This is a genomic window from Companilactobacillus halodurans (assembly GCF_009600995.1).
GTDB classification, from domain to species: Bacteria; Bacillota; Bacilli; order Lactobacillales; family Lactobacillaceae; genus Companilactobacillus; species Companilactobacillus halodurans.
The window spans coordinates 40,551-62,880 of record NZ_VDFO01000006.1; the positions used below are offsets into that span (position 1 = coordinate 40,551).

28 protein-coding genes are annotated in these 22,330 nt (G+C 38.4%); 26 read left to right on the top strand and 2 right to left on the bottom strand.

The window, feature by feature from the left end:
- Positions 1–4 precede the first annotated feature (4 nt).
- From rpoB to FHL05_RS02345, 3 genes are all read left to right on the top strand, one after another.
- Positions 5–3,610, top strand: coding sequence for a DNA-directed RNA polymerase subunit beta (gene rpoB, locus FHL05_RS02335; RefSeq protein ID WP_153521949.1), 3,606 nt, complete (start codon positions 5–7; stop codon positions 3,608–3,610).
- Positions 3,611–3,634: 24 nt separating this feature from the next.
- Positions 3,635–7,303, top strand: a complete 3,669-nt coding sequence (gene rpoC / locus FHL05_RS02340; RefSeq protein ID WP_153386699.1) for a DNA-directed RNA polymerase subunit beta' — start codon at positions 3,635–3,637, stop codon at positions 7,301–7,303.
- An 83-nt stretch (positions 7,304–7,386) separates the two neighbouring features.
- A complete protein-coding gene (locus tag FHL05_RS02345) occupies positions 7,387–8,208 on the top strand; it encodes an alpha/beta hydrolase (RefSeq protein ID WP_153386492.1) in 822 nt (273 codons plus the stop codon).
- Here the strand turns inward: FHL05_RS02345 and FHL05_RS12790 are convergent.
- Complete coding sequence (locus FHL05_RS12790) at positions 8,139–8,873, bottom strand: prepilin peptidase (RefSeq protein ID WP_153521943.1); 735 nt, start codon at positions 8,871–8,873, stop codon at positions 8,139–8,141. The two genes, FHL05_RS02345 and FHL05_RS12790, sit on opposite strands and share 70 nt — an antisense overlap.
- Before the next feature lie 230 nt (positions 8,874–9,103).
- On the opposite strand from FHL05_RS12790, the gene rpsL reads away from it, so the two are divergent.
- Genes rpsL through fusA form a run of 3 tightly spaced genes read left to right on the top strand, consistent with a single transcriptional unit; the run spans position 9,104 to position 12,172 of the window.
- Positions 9,104–9,517: a 30S ribosomal protein S12 gene (gene rpsL, locus FHL05_RS02355; protein ID WP_153386496.1), complete on the top strand. Its 414-nt coding sequence runs from the start codon at positions 9,104–9,106 to the stop codon at positions 9,515–9,517.
- A 44-nt stretch (positions 9,518–9,561) separates the two neighbouring features.
- Complete coding sequence (gene rpsG / locus FHL05_RS02360) at positions 9,562–10,029, top strand: 30S ribosomal protein S7 (RefSeq protein WP_153386498.1); 468 nt, start codon at positions 9,562–9,564, stop codon at positions 10,027–10,029.
- 46 nt (positions 10,030–10,075) lie between these two features.
- Positions 10,076–12,172 carry an elongation factor G gene (fusA, locus tag FHL05_RS02365; protein ID WP_153386500.1) on the top strand — a complete coding sequence of 699 codons (2,097 nt, stop codon included), beginning with the start codon at positions 10,076–10,078 and terminating at the stop codon, positions 12,170–12,172.
- A 64-nt stretch (positions 12,173–12,236) separates the two neighbouring features.
- Here the strand turns inward: fusA and FHL05_RS02370 are convergent, their stop codons facing one another.
- The gene (locus FHL05_RS02370; protein WP_153386502.1) at positions 12,237–13,433 is read right to left on the bottom strand and encodes a CPBP family intramembrane glutamic endopeptidase; all 1,197 of its coding nucleotides are present in this window, start codon (positions 13,431–13,433) and stop codon (positions 12,237–12,239) included.
- A 281-nt stretch (positions 13,434–13,714) separates the two neighbouring features.
- On the opposite strand from FHL05_RS02370, the gene rpsJ reads away from it, so the two are divergent.
- Genes rpsJ through rpmD form a run of 20 tightly spaced genes read left to right on the top strand, consistent with a single transcriptional unit; the run spans position 13,715 to position 22,305 of the window.
- Positions 13,715–14,023: a 30S ribosomal protein S10 gene (gene rpsJ, locus FHL05_RS02375; protein WP_010018513.1), complete on the top strand. Its 309-nt coding sequence runs from the start codon at positions 13,715–13,717 to the stop codon at positions 14,021–14,023.
- A 31-nt stretch (positions 14,024–14,054) separates the two neighbouring features.
- Positions 14,055–14,690 carry a 50S ribosomal protein L3 gene (gene rplC, locus FHL05_RS02380; protein ID WP_153386504.1) on the top strand — a complete coding sequence of 212 codons (636 nt, stop codon included), beginning with the start codon at positions 14,055–14,057 and terminating at the stop codon, positions 14,688–14,690.
- 17 nt (positions 14,691–14,707) lie between these two features.
- Positions 14,708–15,331, top strand: a complete 624-nt coding sequence (gene rplD, locus FHL05_RS02385) for a 50S ribosomal protein L4 (RefSeq protein WP_153386506.1) — start codon at positions 14,708–14,710, stop codon at positions 15,329–15,331.
- Positions 15,331–15,618: a 50S ribosomal protein L23 gene (rplW, locus tag FHL05_RS02390; RefSeq protein WP_153386508.1), complete on the top strand. Its 288-nt coding sequence runs from the start codon at positions 15,331–15,333 to the stop codon at positions 15,616–15,618. Before rplD ends, rplW begins: the two co-directional genes overlap by 1 nt.
- A gap of 16 nt (positions 15,619–15,634) precedes the next feature.
- Complete coding sequence (gene rplB, locus FHL05_RS02395) at positions 15,635–16,468, top strand: 50S ribosomal protein L2 (RefSeq protein ID WP_153386509.1); 834 nt, start codon at positions 15,635–15,637, stop codon at positions 16,466–16,468.
- Between the two features lie 34 nt (positions 16,469–16,502).
- Positions 16,503–16,790, top strand: coding sequence for a 30S ribosomal protein S19 (gene rpsS, locus FHL05_RS02400; RefSeq protein WP_153386511.1), 288 nt, complete (start codon positions 16,503–16,505; stop codon positions 16,788–16,790).
- 17 nt (positions 16,791–16,807) lie between these two features.
- On the top strand, positions 16,808–17,161 hold the full coding sequence (rplV, locus tag FHL05_RS02405; RefSeq protein WP_153386512.1) for a 50S ribosomal protein L22: 354 nt from the start codon (positions 16,808–16,810) through the stop codon (positions 17,159–17,161).
- Positions 17,162–17,178: 17 nt separating this feature from the next.
- Positions 17,179–17,859 (top strand): 30S ribosomal protein S3, encoded by a 681-nt coding sequence (rpsC, locus tag FHL05_RS02410; RefSeq protein ID WP_162000172.1) that lies wholly within the window; start codon positions 17,179–17,181, stop codon positions 17,857–17,859.
- A gap of 3 nt (positions 17,860–17,862) precedes the next feature.
- Complete coding sequence (gene rplP / locus FHL05_RS02415; protein ID WP_153386513.1) at positions 17,863–18,294, top strand: 50S ribosomal protein L16; 432 nt, start codon at positions 17,863–17,865, stop codon at positions 18,292–18,294.
- A complete protein-coding gene (gene rpmC, locus FHL05_RS02420; RefSeq protein WP_010018524.1) occupies positions 18,284–18,478 on the top strand; it encodes a 50S ribosomal protein L29 in 195 nt (64 codons plus the stop codon). Before rplP ends, rpmC begins: the two co-directional genes overlap by 11 nt.
- A gap of 22 nt (positions 18,479–18,500) precedes the next feature.
- A complete protein-coding gene (gene rpsQ, locus FHL05_RS02425) occupies positions 18,501–18,776 on the top strand; it encodes a 30S ribosomal protein S17 (RefSeq protein ID WP_153386514.1) in 276 nt (91 codons plus the stop codon).
- A gap of 29 nt (positions 18,777–18,805) precedes the next feature.
- Positions 18,806–19,174 carry a 50S ribosomal protein L14 gene (gene rplN, locus FHL05_RS02430; protein ID WP_025084417.1) on the top strand — a complete coding sequence of 123 codons (369 nt, stop codon included), beginning with the start codon at positions 18,806–18,808 and terminating at the stop codon, positions 19,172–19,174.
- 32 nt (positions 19,175–19,206) lie between these two features.
- Entirely contained in the window at positions 19,207–19,449 is a 243-nt protein-coding gene (gene rplX / locus FHL05_RS02435; RefSeq protein ID WP_162000173.1) for a 50S ribosomal protein L24, read from the top strand.
- 16 nt (positions 19,450–19,465) lie between these two features.
- Entirely contained in the window at positions 19,466–20,008 is a 543-nt protein-coding gene (gene rplE, locus FHL05_RS02440; protein ID WP_153386516.1) for a 50S ribosomal protein L5, read from the top strand.
- Between the two features lie 16 nt (positions 20,009–20,024).
- Positions 20,025–20,210 (top strand): type Z 30S ribosomal protein S14, encoded by a 186-nt coding sequence (locus FHL05_RS02445; RefSeq protein ID WP_010018530.1) that lies wholly within the window; start codon positions 20,025–20,027, stop codon positions 20,208–20,210.
- Between the two features lie 30 nt (positions 20,211–20,240).
- Complete coding sequence (rpsH, locus tag FHL05_RS02450; RefSeq protein ID WP_153521945.1) at positions 20,241–20,639, top strand: 30S ribosomal protein S8; 399 nt, start codon at positions 20,241–20,243, stop codon at positions 20,637–20,639.
- A gap of 30 nt (positions 20,640–20,669) precedes the next feature.
- Positions 20,670–21,200: a 50S ribosomal protein L6 gene (gene rplF / locus FHL05_RS02455; protein WP_153386520.1), complete on the top strand. Its 531-nt coding sequence runs from the start codon at positions 20,670–20,672 to the stop codon at positions 21,198–21,200.
- A gap of 16 nt (positions 21,201–21,216) precedes the next feature.
- Positions 21,217–21,582, top strand: coding sequence for a 50S ribosomal protein L18 (gene rplR, locus FHL05_RS02460; protein ID WP_337692554.1), 366 nt, complete (start codon positions 21,217–21,219; stop codon positions 21,580–21,582).
- Between the two features lie 18 nt (positions 21,583–21,600).
- Positions 21,601–22,101, top strand: a complete 501-nt coding sequence (gene rpsE, locus FHL05_RS02465) for a 30S ribosomal protein S5 (RefSeq protein ID WP_153386523.1) — start codon at positions 21,601–21,603, stop codon at positions 22,099–22,101.
- An 18-nt stretch (positions 22,102–22,119) separates the two neighbouring features.
- A complete protein-coding gene (gene rpmD, locus FHL05_RS02470) occupies positions 22,120–22,305 on the top strand; it encodes a 50S ribosomal protein L30 (RefSeq protein ID WP_102196861.1) in 186 nt (61 codons plus the stop codon).
- Positions 22,306–22,330 lie beyond the last annotated feature (25 nt).

A 22,330-nucleotide genomic window follows, 5' to 3' on the forward strand; every position in this document is an offset into this window, starting at 1 on the left:
AAATTTGACTTATCATAACGTTAATTATGGTGCACACCGTGTTCGTCGTAGTTATGCAAAGATCAAGGAAGTACTTCCACTGCCAAATTTAATTGACATCCAAACAAATTCTTATAACTGGTTCTTAGATGAAGGACTAAAAGATATGTTTGACGATATTATGCCAATTGATGATTTTGCTGGAAATCTTTCATTGGAATACGTTGGCTACAAGTTACTAGAACCAAAATATACTGTTGAAGAAGCAAGACAACATGATGCTAACTACTCAGCACCATTACACGTAACATTGAAGTTGACAAATCATGAAACTGGTGAAATCAAGACTCAAGATGTTTTCTTTGGTGACTTCCCACTCATGACTGATGAAGGAACATTCATCATCAATGGTGCTGAACGTGTTATTGTTTCCCAATTAGTACGTTCTCCTGGTATTTATTATAACCAAGACACAGATAAAAATGGTCGTGAAAACTACGGTACAACTGTTATCCCTAACCGTGGTGCATGGCTAGAATTTGAAACAGATGCTAAGGGTCTAGGTTATGTAAGAATCGATAGAACTAGAAAATTACCTATTTCTGAATTGATCAGAGCACTTGGCTTTGGTGAAGATTCAGATATTCTTGATATTTTTGGCGACAACGATACTTTGAACTTAACTCTTGAAAAGGATGTTCACAAAGTTCCTGAAGACTCACGTGTTGAAGAAGCTTTGAAAGATATCTATGAAAGACTCCGTCCTGGTGAACCAAAGACTGCAGATAGTTCTCGTTCATTACTATATGCTAGATTCTTTGACCCACGTAGATATGATTTAGCACCTGTTGGTCGTTACAAGATCAATAAGAAGTTAAACCTTAAGACAAGACTTTTGAACAAGACTTTAGCCGAAACATTGGCTGATCCTGATACAGGTGAAGTTGTTTTAGCAAAAGATACCTTGCTTGATCGTGATGCAATGAAGAAATTGAGTCCATATCTTGAAAGAGATGATTTCAAGACTGTTACTCTTCAACCTTCAGATGAAGGTGTCCTAACGGACCCAATCAATGTTCAAATCATCAAGATTTATTCAGAAGCTGACAATGAAAAAGTTGTTAATATTATTGGTAACGGTCATATCCCTGAAGAAAACCGTACAATTACACCTGCTGATATTTTGGCTGGTATTAACTACTTCTTAAACTTGAAAGAAGACATCGGTGTCACAGATGATATTGATCACTTGGGTAACCGTCGTATTCGTTCAGTTGGTGAATTGCTTCAGAACCAATTCCGTATTGGTTTGTCACGTATGGAACGTGTTGTACGTGAAAGAATGTCAATTCAAGATTCAGCTACTGTTACACCTCAACAATTGATTAATATTAGACCAGTTGTTGCTTCAATTAAGGAATTCTTTGGTTCATCACAATTGTCACAATTCATGGATCAAACTAATCCTCTTGGAGAACTAGAACACAAGCGTCGTCTATCAGCCCTTGGACCTGGTGGTTTGACTCGTGATCGTGCCGGATATGAAGTTCGTGATGTTCACTACACTCACTATGGTCGTATGTGTCCTATCGAAACTCCTGAAGGACCTAATATCGGACTTATTAATAACTTGGCTTCATACGCCATCATCAACAAGTATGGTTTCATTGAAACTCCATACCGTCGTGTTTCATGGGGTACACACAAGGTTACTGATAAGATTGATTACTTAACTGCTGACGAAGAAGATAATTACGTTGTTGCTCAAGCTAATACTAAGTTGAACGATGATGGTTCATTTGCTGATCAAGTAATCTTGGCTCGTCACAAAGATGATAATATTGAAACAACTCCAGAAAAAGTCGATTACATGGATGTTTCTCCTAAGCAAGTAGTTTCTGTAGCTACTGCATGTATTCCTTTCTTGGAAAATGATGATTCCAACCGTGCCTTGATGGGTGCTAACATGCAACGTCAAGCTGTTCCATTGATTAATCCACACGCTCCATTAGTTGGTACAAGTATGGAATATATTGCTGCTCATGATTCTGGTGCTGCATTATTGGCTAATAATGATGGTGTTGTTGAATATGTTGATGCTAAGAAGATCACTATTAAACGTGATGAAGATGGCACAACTGATGATTATAAAGTTACAAAATTCCGTCGTTCAAATAACGGTAAGAGTTACAACCAAAGACCTATCGTCCACAAGGATGAAAAGGTTAAGAAGGGTGAAATCATTGCCGATGGTCCTGCCATGGAAAATGGTGAATTAGCTCTTGGTCAAAACCCACTTATCGCCTTTATGACATGGAATATGTATAACTATGAAGATGCGATCGTTCTTTCAGAAAAATTAGTGCGTGAAGATGCTTATACTTCAATTCACATTGAAGAATATGAATCAGAAGCACGTGATACAAAACTTGGACCTGAAGAGATCACACGTGAAATTCCTAATGTTGGTGAAGATTCATTGAAGGATCTTGACGAATTCGGAATTATCCGTATTGGTGCTGAAGTTCGTGATGGCGATATCTTAGTTGGTAAAGTTACACCTAAGGGTGTTACAGAATTATCAGCTGAAGAAAGATTACTTCACGCAATCTTCGGTGAAAAAGCTCGTGAAGTTCGTGATACTTCACTTCGTGTACCACATGGTGGTGGCGGAATTATCCAAGATGTTAAGGTCTTCACTCGTGAAGCCGGCGACGAACTTGATCCTGGTGTTAACATGCTAGTTCGTGTTTACATTGCTCAAAAGCGTAAGATTCAAGTTGGTGATAAGATGTCTGGTCGTCACGGTAATAAAGGTACTGTTTCAATCGTTGTACCTGAAGAAGATATGCCTTACATGCCAGATGGTACTCCAGTAGATATCCTATTGAACCCAATGGGTGTTCCATCACGTATGAATATCGGACAAGTTCTTGATCTTCACTTAGGTATGGCTGCTAGAAAACTTGGTATCCACGTTGCAACACCTGTTTTCGATGGTGTAAGTAATGATGAACTTTGGGATATCGTTAAAGAAGCTGATATGGATTCAGATGGTAAGTCTATCCTTTATGATGGACGTACTGGTGAACCATTTAAGAACCGTGTTGCTGTTGGTGTCATGTACTACTTGAAACTAGCTCACATGGTTGATGATAAATTGCACGCTCGTTCAATTGGACCTTACTCACTAGTTACTCAACAACCACTTGGTGGTAAAGCACAATTTGGTGGTCAGAGATTTGGTGAAATGGAAGTTTGGGCTCTTGAAGCTTATGGTGCCGCATATACTCTACAAGAAATCTTGACATACAAGTCTGATGATATTGTTGGACGTGTTAAGACTTATGAGGCCATTGTTAAGGGTGAGAGCATTCCTAAACCAGGTGTTCCTGAATCATTCCGTGTTCTTGTCAAAGAACTACAAGCTCTAGGACTTGATATGAAAGTGCTAGATTCACATAAGAAAGAAATCGAGCTTAGAGATATGGACGACGATGAAGACACAGTCAGCATCGATGCTCTATCTAAGTTTGCTAAACAACAAGAACAAAAACGTGCTGAAGAAGAAGCCAAGAAATTGGAAGCATCAAAAGATTCAGCTGAAACTAGTACAAAATCAGAAAACTAGTTAAAACTTTAGGGAGGTTACCTTTTGATAGACGTTAATAAATTCGAAAGTATGCAAATTGGTTTAGCATCTCCGGATAAGATTCGTAGTTGGTCTTATGGAGAAGTTAAAAAACCAGAAACTATCAACTACCGTACTTTGAAACCAGAAAAAGATGGTCTATTCGATGAAAGAATTTTCGGACCAACTAAAGACTGGGAATGTGCCTGTGGTAAGTACAAACGTATTCGTTATAAGGGTATTGTTTGTGACCGCTGTGGTGTTGAAGTTACTCGTTCAAAGGTTCGTCGTGAGCGCATGGCTCATATCGAATTAGCTGCCCCAGTATCACACATCTGGTACTTCAAGGGTATCCCATCACGTATGGGACTTGTTTTGGACATGAGTCCAAGAAACTTGGAAGAAGTAATCTACTTTGCATCATATGTAGTTATTGATCCTGGTGACACAGACCTAGAGAAGAAACAATTATTGACTGAAACAGAATATCGTCAAAAGAGAGAAGAATTTGGCAACAAGTTCGTTGCTAAGATGGGTGCCGAAGGTATCCGTGATCTTCTTAACCAAGTCGATATGGATGCTGAAGTTAAAGATTTACGTGAAAAATTAAAGAGTGCACAAGGACAAAAACGTACTCGTGCTATTAGAAGATTGGATATTTTGAGTGCCTTCCAAAAATCAGGTAATCAACCTGCTTGGATGGTAATGGAAGCAATTCCTGTTATCCCACCAGATCTTCGTCCAATGGTTCAACTTGAAGGTGGCCGTTTCGCTACTTCTGATTTGAACGATTTGTACCGTCGTGTTATTAACCGTAATAACCGTTTGAAGAGATTGTTGGATTTACATGCTCCTAATATCATTGTTCAAAACGAAAAGAGAATGCTTCAAGAAGCTGTTGATGCCTTGATCGATAATGGTCGTCGTGGCCGTCCTGTTACAGGACCTGGTAACCGTCCATTGAAGTCACTTTCACATATGCTTAAAGGTAAGCAAGGACGTTTCCGTCAAAACTTACTTGGTAAACGTGTTGACTACTCAGGTCGTTCAGTTATCGATGTTGGACCTACATTGAAGTTCTATCAATGTGGACTTCCACGTGAAATGGCTTTGGAATTGTTCAAACCATTCGTTATGCACGAACTTGTTAAAAGAGAAATTGCTTCTAACGTCAAGAATGCTAGAAGAAAGATCGACAGACAAGATGATGACATTTGGGATGTACTAGAAGATGTTATTAAGGAACGTCCAGTACTTCTTAACCGTGCCCCTACACTTCACAGACTTGGTATCCAAGCCTTTGAACCTGTATTGGTTGACGGTAAGTCAATTCGTTTGCACCCACTAGCTTGTGAAGCTTATAATGCCGATTTTGATGGTGACCAAATGGCTATTCACGTGCCACTATCTGACGAAGCTCAAGCTGAAGCTCGTATGTTGATGCTTGCCGCTCACCATATTCTTGCTCCTAAAGATGGTAAACCTATCGTTACTCCATCACAGGATGTTGTTTTAGGTAACTACTATCTAACAATTGAAACAAGACATATGACTGGTGAAGGTAAGATTTTCAAGGATGCTAATGAAGTTCAAACTGCTTTATTAAATGGTGATGTTCACTATCACACAAGAATTGGTATCGCAGTTGACTCAATGCCTAATAAGCCATTTAAGGATGAACAAAGAGATAAGGTTATGATTACTAGTGTTGGTAAAGTAATCTTTAACCAAATTCTTCCAGAAGATTTTCCATACTTAAATGAACCAACTGATGAAAACTTAACTAATGGTGTTCCTGACAAGTACTTCTTAGGTAAAGGTGAGGATATTCACCAACGCCTTGATGAAATGGATCTAATCGACCCATTGAAGAGTGGTTATCTTTCAGATATCATCGCTCAAATCTTCAAGATTTACCGTGTTCAAAGAACATCATCATTACTTGATGATATGAAAGAATTAGGTTACACAATCTGTACATTATCTGGATTAACAGTTGGTGTTACTGATGTTCCTAACCTAACTCAAAAGCCTGAAATCATTGAAAAAGCTCACAAACAAGTTGCTTCAATTTCTAAGCAATTCCGTCGTGGACTTATCACTGATGACGAACGACACGATCGTGTTATTACAGTTTGGAACGATACAAAAGATGAAATCCAACAATTGTTGATTGACTCATTTGATCCTACAAACCCTATCTCAATGATGTCTGATTCCGGTGCTCGTGGTAACATCTCAAACTTTACTCAACTTGCCGGTATGCGTGGACTTATGGCTGCCCCTGATGGTGGTATGATGGAAATCCCTGTTATTTCTAACTTCCGTGAAGGATTAACAGTTTTGGAAATGTTCATGTCAACCCACGGTGCTCGTAAAGGTATGACCGATACAGCCTTGAAGACTGCTAACTCAGGTTACTTGACACGTCGTCTAGTTGATGTTGCTCAAGATGTTATTGTCCGTGAAGAAGATTGTGGTACTGACCGTGGTCTTGTTGTTAGTGCAATCATGGAAGGTACAGATATGATTGAACCATTGTATGACAGACTTGTTGGTCGTTATACACAAAAGACAGTTAAAGATCCTAAGACAGGCGATGTACTAGTACCTCGTGGTGTCTTGATGGATGAAGATATTGCTCAAAAGGTTGTTGACGCTGGTGTTACTCACGTTACAATTCGTTCAGCATTCACATGTGATACAAAACATGGTGTATGTAAGAAATGTTACGGTCGTAACCTTGCTACTGGTGAAGAAGTTGAAATTGGTGAAGCAGTTGGTACTGTTGCTGCTCAATCAATCGGTGAACCAGGTACACAATTGACAATGAGAAACTTCCATACCGGTGGTGTTGCTGGTGGCGATGATATTACTCAAGGACTTCCTCGTGTTCAAGAAATTGTTGAAGCTAGAAATCCAAAAGGTCTTGCCGTTATCTCTGAAGTTGATGGTACTGTTACATCAATCGATGAAAACCCAGCAGAACACACTAAGGAAATTACTGTTGAAGGTGACATTGATACTAGATCTTACGATGTTCCTTACACATCAAGTGTTGCAGTTGCCGAAGGCGACTATGTAAAACGTGGTGGTAAGTTAACAACTGGTTCAATCGATCCTAAGGAATTAATTAAAGTTACAAATGTGCTTCATACAGAAAACTACTTGCTTGCTGAAATCCAAAAGGTTTACCGTATGCAAGGTGTTGATATTTCTGATAAGCACTTTGAGGTTATGATTAGACAAATGCTTAGAAAGATTCGTATTCTTGATCCTGGTGATACAGATGTCTTGCCTGGTCAATTAATGGATATTTCACAATTTACTGACCATAACCGTGAAACATTGTTCAATGGTGGAGTCCCTGCTACTGGACGTCCTGTTCTTCTTGGTATTACAAAGGCTTCTCTTGAAACAAACAGTTTCTTGTCAGCCGCTTCCTTCCAGGAAACAACGAGAGTTCTTACTGATGCATCAATCAGAGGTAAGAATGATCCACTTCTTGGACTTAAGGAAAATGTTATTATTGGTAAGCTTATTCCTGCCGGTACTGGTATGGCTAAGTACAACCATATGGAACCTAAGAAGACTGGCCCAATGGCAGATAACTCTTTGAATGGTGCCTACACAATTTCTGACATCGAAGCTCAAATGAAAGCTGAAGATGCAGCAAAATCTGAAAAGCATTAATAAATAAAAGCCGACTTTCGAGTCGGCTTTTTTTGTATACTCTTGTATAATGAAAACGATTGATATTATTGGAGGATAATAATTTGCAAAAACAAGAGCTATCATATGAAGATACTAAATTTACTTTAGATACATATTGGTTAGATCCTATTTCTGATTTTGATGAACCGCTTGATCATCCACTAGCAATCATTTGCCCAGGTGGAGCTTTCAAATTTCATACGGATCGTGAATCTCAGCCAATTGCCATGAAGTTCAATGCCGAAGGAATCCATGCTCTAGTGTTGCGTTATCAATTAATTGATGATGAACATACGGTTTATCCTTTAGCCTTACAGGAACTTGCAACAACTTTGAATTGGTTAAAAGCTCAAAGTAAGAGTCACCAAATCGATTTGAGTAAAATTTTGTTAGTTGGTTTTTCCGCTGGGGGTCATGTTGTAGCAGATTTCAATTCAATTATGTTGAATCCAGATGAACGAAAAAAAATCTTTCCAGAAGAATTAGAAGTTCAACCAGCGGCTAATATCTTAGGTTATTCAGTCATCGATATGACTTTAGGATGGCCTAGAGAAGAAGAATGGACTATGAAAGTTAGTTCTGACATCTATTACTGGCAAGCACAAGAACACCTGACTAAGGATGGTAAGCCAACTTTTATGTGGCAGACAGTTACCGATGGCACAGTACCCGTTATGAATTCGATTATTTATGCACAAAAGATGGATTTCTTGGGCATACCTTATGAATTACACCTCTTTGGTTCAGGTGATCATGGATTATCATTAGCAACTTATGTGACACAAAACCCTAATAATGAAGCAAATCTTAATGTTTATGATGCCAAATGGTGGGAGCTGTGTGTCAATTGGCTCAAATTACAAAAGATATTGCCTAAACTATAATAGTAGAAATAATAGAAAAGATTGGATAGATTATTCCTAAAGCGATTGTTAAATAGGGAATAAATCGAAACGATCTTTTTTTTGTTGATTCCAAAGACAATCAGACATAACAAGCAAGCTAGAATCAAGGTCCACAACAATATACTTAAATTAAAAACTAAACTGATTAAAGCTATCAGTTCCACATCACCCAGGCCGATTAAACCGTGACGGCTTAATAGCAATAGGCTCAAGTAGATGATGACAGCGGTCAGTATATTGAGATTTTGCATGTTAAGTATGAGAGTGGGGATGCAGAGCAAATAAAAGATAGGGTAGATGTAACCGAAATAATAGTCAGAAAAACTTAAAAGAATCAACATAGTGAAAAAAGCCAAGTAGTTTTGTCCTTGTAAATAGCCAGTTAAAGCAAAGAAAAGACCACCGATTAATTCCAGAATTGGATTCCAAAAAATGATTTGATTTTTGCAAGAATAGCATTTACCATTGACTATGAAATAACCTACTATAGGGATGATTTCAAACCATCGTAAAATCCTACCGCAGTAGTCGCAATGTGAACGCCTAGTAAGACTTATCTGTGGGTAATCATGTGCAATCACTTTTAGAAAGGAGATAATGCAAGCTCCGAATATGAAAAAGATTAAATATAAAAAGTACTTCATTTTATTCACCTCAAGTAAGATTACGAGGTTTTGTGGATAACTTTTTAAAAATGTTGCATTGACATGACTTTTTTAAGATGGTATTCTAATAGACGTGCTTTTATTGGCAGCAATATTAGTTTGTTTATTAAATATAAAGCTCATAACGTACGCCACTAACGTGGTTTATTATTTTACAAAATTATGAACCACCTGGGTGTGTGTACTTAAATTATTAGGAGGAACTTTGAATGCCTACAATTAATCAATTAGTTCGCAAAGGCCGTAAGTCACAAACTTCAAAGTCTGATGCACCTGCATTGAACTACGGCTACAATAGTATGAAGAAAGTTGCCACAAAGAACCCAGCACCACAAAAACGTGGCGTTGCAACTCGTGTCGGAACAATGACACCTAAGAAACCTAACTCAGCCCTACGTAAGTATGCCCGTGTTAGATTATCAAACCTTATTGAAGTAACAGCATATATCCCTGGTATTGGTCACAACCTACAAGAGCACAGTGTTGTCCTTGTTCGTGGTGGTCGTGTAAAGGATCTACCTGGTGTTCGTTATCACGTTGTTCGTGGTGCCTTAGATACAGCCGGTGTTGATGGACGTATGCAAAGTCGTTCAAAATATGGTGCTAAGAAACCTAAGAATTAATAATCAATTATTAAAGAAATAATGTAATAACGGAGGAATTTAATATGCGTAAAGGTAGAGCTCCAAAACGTGATGTTTTGCCAGATCCAATGTACAACTCAAAGCTAGTAACTCGTTTGATTAACCACTTGATGTATGATGGTAAAAGAGGTACTGCTTCATCAATCTTATATCGTTCATTCGATATTATTAAGGATAAGACAGGCAACGAACCATTGGACGTGTTTGAAGAAGCAATGAACAATGTTATGCCTGTTCTTGAAGTTAAGGCTCGCCGTATCGGTGGTTCTAACTATCAAATTCCTATCGAAGTTCGTCCTGACCGTCGTACTACTTTAGGACTTCGTTGGATCGTTAGCTATGCTCGTCTACGTGGTGAACATACTATGGACCAACGTCTAGCAAACGAAATTATGGATGCAGCTAACAATACTGGTGCTGCTGTTAAGAAACGTGAAGATACACACAAGATGGCCGATGCTAACCGTGCATTCGCTCACTATCGCTGGTAGGATCTAGTTACTTAACTAGTTAATTTGAGAGGAGAAACAATTTTTCATGGCTAATAAACGTGAATTTCCACTAGAAGAAACCAGAAATATTGGTATCATGGCCCACATTGATGCCGGTAAAACTACAACTACTGAACGTATCTTGTACTATACTGGTAAAATCCACAAAATTGGTGAAACACACGATGGTGCTTCACAAATGGACTGGATGGCTCAAGAACAAGAACGTGGTATTACTATCACATCAGCTGCTACAACTGCTGAATGGAAAGGTAACCGTATCAATATCATTGATACTCCCGGACACGTTGACTTTACAATCGAAGTTGAACGTTCACTCCGTGTGTTAGATGGTGCCATCACAGTTCTTGATGCTCAATCAGGTGTTGAACCACAAACTGAAAATGTTTGGCGTCAAGCCTCAACATATGGTGTTCCACGTATCGTCTTTGTTAACAAGATGGATAAAATCGGTGCTAACTTTGACTACTCAGTTGAAACACTACATGAAAGACTAGATGCTAACGCTCATGCTATCCAAATGCCTATTGGTGCCGAGGATAAGTTTGAGGGTGTTATCGATTTAATCGAAATGAAAGCTGATCTTTATGATGAAGATGAGTTAGGTACAAAATGGGATACAGTTGATGTTCCCGATGACTACCGTGAAGAAGCTGAAAAGAAACGTGCTGAATTAGTTGAATCAGTTGCTGATGTTGATGATGATATCATGAACAAGTACCTTGAAGGTGAAGAAATCAGTAATGATGAACTACGTTCTGCAATTCGTAAAGCTACAATCAATTTGAAATACTTCCCAGTTCTTGCAGGTTCTGCCTTCAAGAATAAGGGTGTTCAAATGTTAATGGATGCCGTTGTTGACTACTTGCCATCACCTCTTGATGTTCGTCCTTATAAAGCTACAGATCCTAAGGATAACTCAGAAGTTGAACTTATGGCTGATGATAGCAAACCATTCGCTGGTTTAGCATTCAAGATTGCTACTGACCCATTCGTTGGTCGTCTAACATACATCCGTGTATATAGAGGATCATTGGAATCAGGTTCATACGTCTTGAACTCAACTAAAGACAAGCGTGAACGTGTTGGTCGTTTGCTACAAATGCACTCTAACCACCGTAAGGAAATCCCAGAAGTCTTCTCTGGTGATATCGCTGCTGTTATCGGTTTGAAGAACACTACAACAGGTGATTCTCTAACTGATACATCAGATCCACTTATTCTTGAATCATTGGATATTCCAGATCCAGTTATCCAAGTATCTATCGAACCTAATTCAAAGGAAGATAGAGATAAGATGGATATCGCTATTCAAAAACTTTCTGAAGAAGATCCTACATTCCAAGCTGAAACAAATCCTGAAACTGGTGAAACTCTTATCGCCGGAATGGGTGAATTGCACTTGGATATCATGGTTGACCGTATGAAACGTGAATTTAACGTTGCATGTAAGGTTGGTGAACCTCAAGTTGCTTACCGTGAAACATTTACACAACAAACAAGTGCTCAAGGTAAGTTCGTTCGTCAATCTGGTGGTAAAGGTCAATATGGTGATGTTTGGATTGAATTCACACCTAATGAAGAAGGTAAAGGCTTCGAATTCGAAGATGCTATCGTTGGTGGTGTTGTTCCTCGTGAATACATCCCTTCAGTAGAACAAGGATTGAAAGAAGCTATGGAAAACGGTGTTCTTGCCGGATATCCATTAATCGATGTTAAGGCTAAGTTGTATGATGGTTCATACCACGAAGTCGATTCATCTGAAGCTGCCTTCAAGATTGCCGCTTCAATGTCACTACGTAACGCTTCTAAGAGTGCTGGTGCCGTAATTCTTGAACCTATTATGAAGGTTGAGATTGTTACACCAGAAGACTACTTAGGTGATGTTATGGGACAAGTTACTGCTCGTCGTGGACGTGTTGAAGGAATGGAAGCACGTGGTAATGCACAACTTATCAATGCCTTTGTTCCACTTGCAGAAATGTTTGGTTACGCTACAACACTTCGTTCAGCAACACAAGGTCGTGGTACATTTACTATGACAATGGATCACTACGAAAAGGTTCCTAAGTCAATTCAAGCAGATATCATCAAGAAAAATGGTGGTACACCTGCCGAATAGTTCTGAAAATAAAAAACGTAATAACGAAATTTCGTTATTACGTTTTTTTGTGTCTTCAGTTAAATTAATAAAAAGAATACGAATTTCTTCTATTATAAACAGATATTAATAAAGCTAAGGCTAAAACCACAAAAATCAATGTTTCAATTAAAGTCATGATATTGTCAACCATGGTGACTTTTCCGGACATCAATTCACCAGAGACACTAAATACCAAAGTATCTAATAAAGTATGAAAAAGTACCGGCAAATAGAAAAGATCAGTATAGAGATAGATTCCGCACATGAGTAACCCCATACCAAAAGCAAAGACCACTTGATTGATAGTGTTTGCTAAACTTTGACCAGCAGCAACATTACCTAAATGCAATGCTCCGAAACAAAGGCTACTGATAATGGCACCATAAAATATTTGGAAACGAGAATTTCTAAAGACAACTAATAAGATAGTTAAGAAAGCATATCTAAAAAGCAATTCTTCAGCAATCCCAGCTTCAAGTCCGCTAAGAATACTTTGCAGTTTAAACGAAATACCCGAAAAGTTAAATTTAAAAAAGGAAACGAATAAATTGTTTCCACCAGCAAAAGCATTCCAGAAGATAAACCAAAGACTGATAATGATGATGATTAATAAAATCCATTTATTAGTATTTTTTGAAAGTCGCATTTTAGGTAAATCGTAATTCCAGTAGTGCATTAGAAAAAGCAATAAAACTAAAAAAGTAATAGCTCCCATAAAGCCAGAGTTGATTAAAACAGATACATGAGGATTGAAGTAGAGGATAGTTCCATAAGTTACTAAACTCAAACCTCCCATCGCAACCATTTCAAATAGGAAGAGAACGATTATCAATTGTAAAAACTTATTTTGACTATTTCCAAAAAAGACAATTGTATAAGGTAAATAAATCAGTAAGAGTGAAACTAAAAGCAACCCGATTGAACTAGGCAAGTTCCAGTTGTAAAGTCTCATCGTCATAGTAATTAAATAGTGATACGATTCAGCAATAATAAATAGTTGAAAAAATAGCTGAAAGATAAAATTCATTCGATCGGTAATTTTTTTCGGCGAAGGTTTTAAGTATAATCCCAACACATTTAAAATAAGTGGACCAAAGAGAAACAAGTTCTGTGTCAAAGCACTGTAGGCAAAAATGACGACAGCATTAAAAACTATTTGAAGTTTAAATAAATTAAGATAAGTTTTCACTTTATTATTTGGTGGAAACCTGTTATTATATCTAAATTCGAGATTATTCAAATTACACCTCCATTTTTCTTAAATTATAGTGTAAATCAATTTTTTTAGAAAGCGACTTTCATTTAAAAAAACTTGATTTTACCTTGAAAAAGTGGGAACCATCGTGTAATATTATAAGAGTGCTTATTTCGTATAGAAGTATGTACCAAATTGGTATTGAAATAATATCGACGGCTTAGAAGTGAGAGGTTGCGACACACCCGGCCGCTTTGCCACGGCAGGGCTGGCGGATATTTTCACGGAGCCGGTCATCTTGAAAGAGACAAAAAGGAGGTAACCCCATGGCAAGTCAAAAAATTCGCATTCGTTTGAAGGCTTATGAACATCGTATTCTAGATCAATCAGCTGACAAAATTGTGGAAACAGCAAAGAGAACTGGAGCACAAATTTCAGGTCCAATTCCATTGCCAACAGAACGTTCACTATATACAGTGCTAGCTTCACCACACAAGCACAAGGATTCTAGAGAACAATTCGAAATGCGTACACATAAAAGACTTATCGACGTTGTTAACCCAACAAAGAAGACGGTTGATTCACTTATGAAGTTGGATCTACCATCAGGTGTTGACATTGAAATTAAATTATAATTATTAAAAATAAATTATTGGAGGTGCAAACATGGCCAGAAAAGGAATTCTTGGTAAAAAAGTCGGAATGACTCAAATTTTCACTGACAACGGAGAACTTGTTCCCGTTACAGTTGTTGAAGCAACACCAAACGTTGTTATGCAACTTAAAACTGTTGAAAATGATGGTTATGAGGCCGTTCAACTAGGTTTTGAAGATAGACGCGAAGTTTTATCTAACAAACCAGCCAAAGGTCATGCAGAAAAGGCAAATACAACTCCTAAACATTACATTCGCGAATTCCGCGATGTTGAAATGGGAGACTATGAATTAGGTGCAGATGTTACAGTAGATACATTTAATTCTGGTGATATTGTCGACGTTACAGGTACAACTAAGGGACATGGAATGCAAGGTAACATCAAGCGTTTTGGTCAAGCTCGTGGTCCAGAAACTCACGGTTCTAGATATCACCGTGTTGCTGGTTCAATGGGTGCCATCATTAACCGTGTCTTCAAAGGTAAGATGCTTCCAGGTGTTATGGGTAACAACCGTGTTACTACACAAAACCTAGAAATCGTTAAAGTTGATGCTGAACGTAATGCAATCATGATCAAGGGGAATGTACCCGGTGCTAATAAATCATTAGTAAAAATCCAAACAGCTGTTAAAGCTAATCAAAAGTAGGAAGGAGGAACTGAGTTATGACAAAAATCACAGCTTACAAAGATAACGGTGCTAAGAACGGTGCTGTTGACGTAAAAGACGAAGTCTTTGGTATTGAACCAAACGATAACGTTGTTACAGATGCAGTAATCATGCAACGTGCATCAATGAGACAAGGTACTCATGATGTTAAGAACCGTTCCGAAGTACGTGGTGGTGGTAGAAAACCATGGCGTCAAAAAGGTACTGGACGTGCTCGTCAAGGTTCAATTAGATCACCTCAATGGGTAGGTGGTGGTGTCGTATTCGGCCCAACACCAAGATCATATTCATATCGCCTTCCTAAGAAGGTTAGCCGTTTGGCATTGAAGTCTGTACTTTCACAAAAGGCTGCTGACAGTAACCTAATCGTTATTGACTCAATTTCATACGACAAGCCAAGTACAAAGAATTTTGCACAATTGCTAAACAAAGTAGGTGCAGACAATAAGGTGCTTGTAGTTGTAGAAGACGGCAATGATAATGTTGCTTTATCAGCAAGAAACATTGATAAAGTTCAAGTTGTTGCCCCTGAAGGCGTAAACGTTCTTGACGTTATTAACGCAAACAAATTAGTTGTTACACAAGCAGCACTTTCTAAAATTGAGGAGGTGCTTGGATAATGAACGCAAGAGACGTAATTATTCGCCCTGTTGTTACTGAAAGCTCAATGGATGCTATGAGCGACAAGAAATATACTTTCGATGTTGCCTTAGATGCTAACAAGGTTCTTGTTAGACAAGCTGTTGAAGAAGTTTTCGGTGTTAAAGTTAAACAAGTAAATATCATGAATGTTTCTGGTAAGAAGAAGCGCCAAGGCCAATACGTTGGTTTTACAGCAAAACGTCGTAAGGCAATCGTTACTCTTATAGCAGATTCAGATGAAATTAAGATTTTTGATGAAGAATAAATAAGGAGGTCAAATAATGGCGATTATTAAGTATAAACCAACCACAAACGGTCGTCGTAATATGACAGGTTCTGACTTTTCTGAGATTACTAAGACAACTCCTGAAAAGACACTTTTAGAATCACAAAGCCATACTGCTGGTCGTAACTCATACGGTCATATTACAGTCCGTCACCGTGGCGGTGGTAACAAACAAAAATACCGTGTTATTGATTTCAAACGTAATAAAGACGGTGTTAAAGCTACAGTTAAGTCAATCGAATATGATCCTAACCGTACAGCTAATATTGCACTAATTCATTATTCAGATGGTGTTAAATCATACATCTTAGCTCCAAAGGGTCTAGAAGTTGGACAAGTTATTCAATCTGGTAAAGATGCAGATATCAAACCAGGTAATGCACTTGCACTTGCTGACATTCCTGTTGGTACAACTCTTCACAATGTTGAATTAAAACCTGGCAAGGGTGGTCAACTTGGCCGTTCAGCTGGTACTTCAATTCAATTACTTGGTAGAGATGGCAAGTACTCATTGCTACGTTTGCCTTCTGGTGAAGTTCGTATGATCCTATCAACTTGCCGTGCAACAGTTGGTTCAATTGGTAATGAACAACATGAACTTATTAAGATTGGTAAAGCTGGACGTAAGCGCTGGTTAGGTATGAGACCTACAGTTCGTGGTTCAGTTATGAACCCTAACGATCACCCACATGGTGGTGGTGAAGGTAAAGCTCCTATCGGTCATCCATCACCATTGTCACCATGGGGTAAGAAGACCTTGGGTAAGAAGACTCGTTCATCACGTGCCAAATCTGAAAAGCTTATCGTTCGTCACAGAAAAGGTAAGTAAACTATTCATTAGAATAATATAAGGAGGACATAAGATGAGTCGTAGTTTAAAAAAAGGACCATTTGCTGATGCACACCTTCTAAAGAAGATCGATGCACAAGCTGATTCTGAGAAGAAAACAGTTATCAAAACATGGTCAAGACGTTCAACAATTTTTCCTAGTTTTGTAGGATATACAATCGCAGTTCATGATGGTCGTAAGAATGTTCCCGTTTATATCCAAGAAGACATGGTTGGACACAAATTAGGTGAATTCGTACCTACACGTACATTCCATGGTCATGGAACTGATGACAAAAAGACAACAGTAGTTAAGAAATAAGAAGGGAGACTTAAATGATGGCAGAACAAGAAATTACATCTGCAACAGCTAGAGTTACTAACGTGCGTATCGCACCTCGTAAGGCTCGCCTTGTTATTGACTTGATCAGAGGCAAGAATGCTGCTGAAGCACTTGCAATTTTGCAATTCACACCAAGAGCAGGCTCTCCAATTATTGCTAAAGCTCTTAAGTCAGCAATTGCAAATGCAGAACATAACTTTGATTTAGATGCACAAAACTTGATCGTCAGCGAAGCATTCGTTGATGAAGGACCAACTCTAAAACGTTTCCGTCCTAGAGCTAAAGGTTCAGCATCACCAATTAACAAGAGAACTAGTCACATTACAGTCGTTGTAAGTGAAAAAGAATAGTATTGGAGGTAACTTGAGTGGGTCAAAAGATTAATCCAGTCGGATTCCGTGTCGGTGTTATCCGTGACTGGGATGCCAAATGGTATGCAAACAATAAAGACTTTTCAACATTTTTACATGAAGACCTTAGAATTCGTAAGTATATTGAAGACAAACTTTCAAATGCTTCTGTTTCTAGAATTGAAATCGAACGTACTGCAAAGAACGTAACAATTTCTATTCATACTGCTAAACCAGGTATGGTTATCGGTAAGGGTGGTTCTGAAGTTGAAAAATTACGTAATGAACTAAACAAATTAACTAACAGAAATATTCACATCAACATCATTGAAATCAAGAAACCTGATTTGGATGCAAAACTTGTTGGTGAAAGTATCGCTCGTCAACTTGAAGCTCGTATTGCTTTCAGACGTGCACAACGTCAAGCAGTTCAACGTTCAAGACGTGCCGGTGCTAAGGGTATCAAGGTACAAATTTCTGGTCGTTTGAACGGTGCCGATATGGCTCGTACAGAATGGCATACAGAAGGAACTGTTCCTTTGCACACATTGCGTGCTGATATCGATTATGCTTGGGTTGAAGCTAAGACAACTTATGGTAATTTAGGTGTTAAGACTTGGATTTACCGTGGTGAAATTCTTCCAGCAAAGCCACAACATGATAACAATGATTCAAAAAATGAAGGGAAAGGAGAATAATCTATGCTAGTACCAAAACGTGTAAAACACCGTCGTGAATTCCGTGGAAAGATGCGCGGAGAAGCTAAAGGTGGAAAAACTGTTACATTTGGTGAATATGGTTTGAAGGCTCTTGATTCAAGCTGGATCACAAATAGACAAATTGAAGCATCTCGTGTTGCTATGACTCGTTACATGAAGCGTGGTGGTAAGGTTTGGATTAAAATCTTCCCTCATAAATCATACACTGCAAAAGGTGTAGGTGTTCGTATGGGTAATGGTAAAGGTGCTCCTGCAGGTTGGGTAGCTCCCGTTAAACGTGAAAAGATTCTCTTCGAAATCGGTGGAGTTTCTGAAGAAGTTGCTCGTGAAGCTTTAAGACTTGCATCAAACAAACTACCTGTCAGAACTAAGTTTGTAAAACGTGAGGAAGTAGGTGGCGCTGATGAAGGCTAGTGAAATCAAAGAGCTAACTGCTGCTCAATTACAAGATAAAGTAAAAGAATATAAAGAAGAACTATTCAACTTGCGTTTCCAACAAGCCACTGGTCAATTGGAAAACACAGCTCGTTTAAAGGCTGTTAGAAAAAATATCGCAAGATTAAGAACAGCTCAAAACCAAAAGAATAACGAAAAATAATAAACAGGAAGGGGACATCAAGTTGAGCGAAACACAAAAGACTCGTAACAGCCGTAAGGTATATCAAGGACGTGTAGTTTCAGAAAAGATGGACAAAACAATCGTTGTCGTTGTTGAAACAACAAAACAACATCCAGTTTATGGAAAACGTGTAAGATATTCTAAAAAGTATTACGTTCAAGACGATAACAACGAAGCAAAAGTTAACGATATTGTACGTATCATGGAAACTCGACCTTTGTCAAAGACAAAGCGCTTCCGTTTATTAGAAATCGTCGAAAAAGCAGTCACAATCTAGACTATAACTGATGAGAGGAGGGCCAAAACGTGATTCAACAAGAAAGTCGTCTAAAAGTTGCAGATAATTCTGGAGCTCGTGAAATTCTAACAATTAAAGTTCTTGGTGGTTCAAACCGTAAAACAGCTAATATTGGTGATATTATTGTTGCTACTGTCAAACAAGCAACACCAGGTGGCGTTGTTAAAAAGGGTGATGTAGTTAAAGCAGTTATCGTAAGAACTGTATCCGGTGCTCACCGTACAGATGGTTCTTACATCAGATTTGACGAAAATGCCGCAGTTATTATTAATGCTGATAAAACACCTAGAGGAACTCGTATCTTCGGACCCGTTGCTCGTGAACTACGTGATAACGATTTTATGAAGATCGTATCTCTAGCACCAGAAGTGCTATAAAAAGATCAATTAAATTCAGGAGGTGCTGAATAGTGTTTGTAAAAACTGGAGACAATGTCAAAGTTATTGCTGGTGATGCTAAAGGCAAGACTGGCGTAGTTAAAAAAGCTATGCCTGCTGCTAACAAAGTTATCGTCGAAGGCGTTAACGTTGTAAAGAAACACTCTAAGCCAACTAACGATCAACCCCAAGGTGGAATTGTTGACGTTGAAAGACCTATTAGCGCAACTAACGTTAAAGTTGTAAGTAAGACAACTGATAAAGAAGATAAATAAGAAAGGAGAAAACTAAATGGCTAACGCATTAAAAGAAAAGTTCGTTGGTGAAATCACACCATCAATGATGAAGAAGTTCAACTATTCATCAATCATGGAAGCACCTAAGATCGACAAGATCGTCTTAAACATGGGTGTTGGTGATGCAATTGCTAACTCAAAAAATCTTGACGAAGCTGTTGAAGAATTAGGCCAAATTGCTGGTCAAAAACCTTTGATCACAAAAGCTAAGAAGTCAATTGCTACTTTCAGACTTCGTGAAGGTATGTCAATCGGTGCTAAAGTTACTCTTCGTGGTGACCGTATGTACGACTTCCTTGACAAACTAATCAACATTGCTTTACCACGTGTTCGTGACTTCCGTGGTGTATCTACTCGCTCATTTGATGGACGTGGTAACTATACACTTGGTGTTAAGGAACAATTGGTTTTCCCAGAAATTGACTACGATAAGGTTAACAAGATTCGTGGATTGGACATCGTTATTGTTACAACAGCTAACACAGATGAAGAATCACGTGAATTGTTGACACAAATCGGTATGCCATTCGCAAAATAAATAGGAGGTAAATTCATTGGCTAAGAAATCACAAATTGTACGTAATCACAGACCCGCAAAATTCTCTTCACAAGCTTATACACGTTGTGAACGCTGTGGACGTCCACACTCAGTATATCGTAAGTTTAAGCTTTGCCGACTTTGCCTTCGTCAATTGGCTCATGAAGGTCAAATCCCTGGTATGAAAAAAGCTAGCTGGTAAGATTTTTAATAAAAAAAGGAGGCAAATCAAATGGTCATGACAGATCCTATTGCAGATTACTTAACACGTATTCGTAATGCAAACATGGTTAAACATGAATCTCTAGAAATTCCTGCTTCAAACATCAAGAAGAGCATGACAGAGATTCTTAAGAATGAAGGATTTATCAAGGATTACGAAGTTATCGAAGATAACAAACAAAACGTACTTCGTATTTTCTTAAAATATGGAAACGATCAACAACGTGTAATCTCAGGCTTGAAACGTATTTCAAGACCAGGTTTACGTAGTTATGTTGATTCAGATAACGTTCCTAAGGTTCTTAACGGATTAGGTATCGCTATTCTTTCAACTTCAAAGGGTGTTATTACTGACAAAGAAGCCCGCGCTCAACACGTAGGTGGAGAAGTAATCGCTTATATTTGGTAAAATTCTTAATAAGTAAGGAGGTGCACGAATTTGAGTCGTATCGGTTATAAAGTAATTAACGTCCCAGAAGGCGTTACAGTTACTCAAAAAGATGAAGACATTACTGTTAAAGGACCTAAGGGTGAATTAACAAGACATTTTGATCCAAGAATCAAGTTTACGCTTGAAGGCAATGAAGCTAAGTTCACACGTGAAGATGACAACGATAAAGCACTTCACGGAACAATGCGTGCCAATTTAAACAACATGATTCTGGGTGTTACAGAGGGCTATGAAAAGAAGCTTGAACTAAGAGGTGTTGGTTACCGTGCACAAGTTAAAGGTAATACACTAACTCTTACAGTTGGTTATTCACATCCAGTTGTTATGGATGCCCCAGAAGGTATCAAGATTGAATCACCTTCTAACACAGAAATCAACGTTTCAGGTATCAGTAAGCAAGGAGTAGGACAATTTGCTGCTGAAATCCGCGATGTACGTTCTCCAGAACCTTATAAAGGTAAAGGTATTCGTTATGTTGGCGAATATGTACGTCGTAAAGAAGGTAAAACTGGTAAGTAGTAAATAAATCCATGAGGTGAAAATTGTGATAACAAAACCAGACAAAAACAAAGCACGTCAAAAACGTCAAAGACGTGTACGTGGTAAAATCTCTGGTACTGCTGAGCGCCCACGCTTAAACGTATTCCGTTCGAATAAAAACATTTACGCTCAAGTAATTGATGACGTAAAGGGTGTAACGCTAGCAAGTGCCTCAACTCTTGATAAAGAAGTTAAAGACGGTTCAAAAGTTGAACAAGCTGAAGCTGTTGGTGCATTAGTTGCACAAAGAGCACAAGAAGCAAAAATTAGCGAGGTTGTCTTTGATCGTGGCGGTTACTTATACCATGGTCGTGTACAAAGTCTTGCTGAAGCAGCTCGTGAAAATGGGCTAAAATTCTAGAAGGAGGAAACCAAATTTATGACATATATCGATCCATCTCAATTAGAATTAGAAGATCGCGTTGTCTCAATCAACCGTGTTACTAAGGTTGTTAAAGGTGGACGCCGTCTACGTTTTGCTGCTATCGTTATCGTTGGTGACAAGAATGGTCACGTAGGTTTCGGTACTGGTAAAGCTCAAGAAGTTCCAGAAGCTATTCGTAAAGCTGTTGAAGATGCTAAAAAGAACCTAATTAGTGTTCCTATGGTTGGTTCAACAATTCCTCATGAAGTTATCGGTACATTTGGTGCTGGTAGAATCATGTTGAAGCCCGCTGAAGAAGGTTCTGGTATTGCTGCTGGTGGTGCTGTTCGTGCCGTTATCGAATTATCTGGTGTTGGTGATGTTACAAGTAAGTCACTTGGTAGAAATACACCAATCAACGTAATTCGTGCAACAATCGATGGACTAAAACAACTCAAGACTGCCGAAAGCGTTTCTGAAATGCGCGGAATCTCAGCCCAAGAATTGCTTAACTAGAAGAAAGGTGTGGTAATAATGGCTAAACTTAGAATTACCCTAACTAGAAGTGCAGCACACCGCCTTCCTGCTCAACGTAAAGTCGTTAAAGAACTTGGTCTTGGAAGAGTATCAAGCTCAGTTGTTAAGCCGGATGATCCAGCTATTCGTGGTGCTGTTTTAAAAATCGCTCATTTAGTTAGCGTTGAAGAAGTTAAAGATTAATAAATTTTTAAAAGATTAGGAGGTG

Bases quoted from the DNA above. Each gene is read 5' to 3' on its own strand.
- FHL05_RS12790 (WP_153521943.1), bottom strand. From the start codon at position 8,873: ATGAAGTACTTTTTATATTTAATCTTTTTCATATTCGGAGCTTGCATT.
- rpsL (WP_153386496.1), top strand. From the start codon at position 9,104: ATGCCTACAATTAATCAATTAGTTCGCAAAGGCCGTAAGTCACAAACT.
- rpsG (WP_153386498.1), top strand. From the start codon at position 9,562: ATGCGTAAAGGTAGAGCTCCAAAACGTGATGTTTTGCCAGATCCAATG.
- fusA (WP_153386500.1), top strand. From the start codon at position 10,076: ATGGCTAATAAACGTGAATTTCCACTAGAAGAAACCAGAAATATTGGT.
- rpsJ (WP_010018513.1), top strand. From the start codon at position 13,715: ATGGCAAGTCAAAAAATTCGCATTCGTTTGAAGGCTTATGAACATCGT.
- rplC (WP_153386504.1), top strand. From the start codon at position 14,055: ATGGCCAGAAAAGGAATTCTTGGTAAAAAAGTCGGAATGACTCAAATT.
- rplD (WP_153386506.1), top strand. From the start codon at position 14,708: ATGACAAAAATCACAGCTTACAAAGATAACGGTGCTAAGAACGGTGCT.
- rplW (WP_153386508.1), top strand. From the start codon at position 15,331: ATGAACGCAAGAGACGTAATTATTCGCCCTGTTGTTACTGAAAGCTCA.
- rplB (WP_153386509.1), top strand. From the start codon at position 15,635: ATGGCGATTATTAAGTATAAACCAACCACAAACGGTCGTCGTAATATG.
- rpsS (WP_153386511.1), top strand. From the start codon at position 16,503: ATGAGTCGTAGTTTAAAAAAAGGACCATTTGCTGATGCACACCTTCTA.
- rplV (WP_153386512.1), top strand. From the start codon at position 16,808: ATGGCAGAACAAGAAATTACATCTGCAACAGCTAGAGTTACTAACGTG.
- rplP (WP_153386513.1), top strand. From the start codon at position 17,863: ATGCTAGTACCAAAACGTGTAAAACACCGTCGTGAATTCCGTGGAAAG.
- rpmC (WP_010018524.1), top strand. From the start codon at position 18,284: ATGAAGGCTAGTGAAATCAAAGAGCTAACTGCTGCTCAATTACAAGAT.
- rplE (WP_153386516.1), top strand. From the start codon at position 19,466: ATGGCTAACGCATTAAAAGAAAAGTTCGTTGGTGAAATCACACCATCA.
- rpsH (WP_153521945.1), top strand. From the start codon at position 20,241: ATGGTCATGACAGATCCTATTGCAGATTACTTAACACGTATTCGTAAT.
- rpsE (WP_153386523.1), top strand. From the start codon at position 21,601: ATGACATATATCGATCCATCTCAATTAGAATTAGAAGATCGCGTTGTC.
- rpmD (WP_102196861.1), top strand. From the start codon at position 22,120: ATGGCTAAACTTAGAATTACCCTAACTAGAAGTGCAGCACACCGCCTT.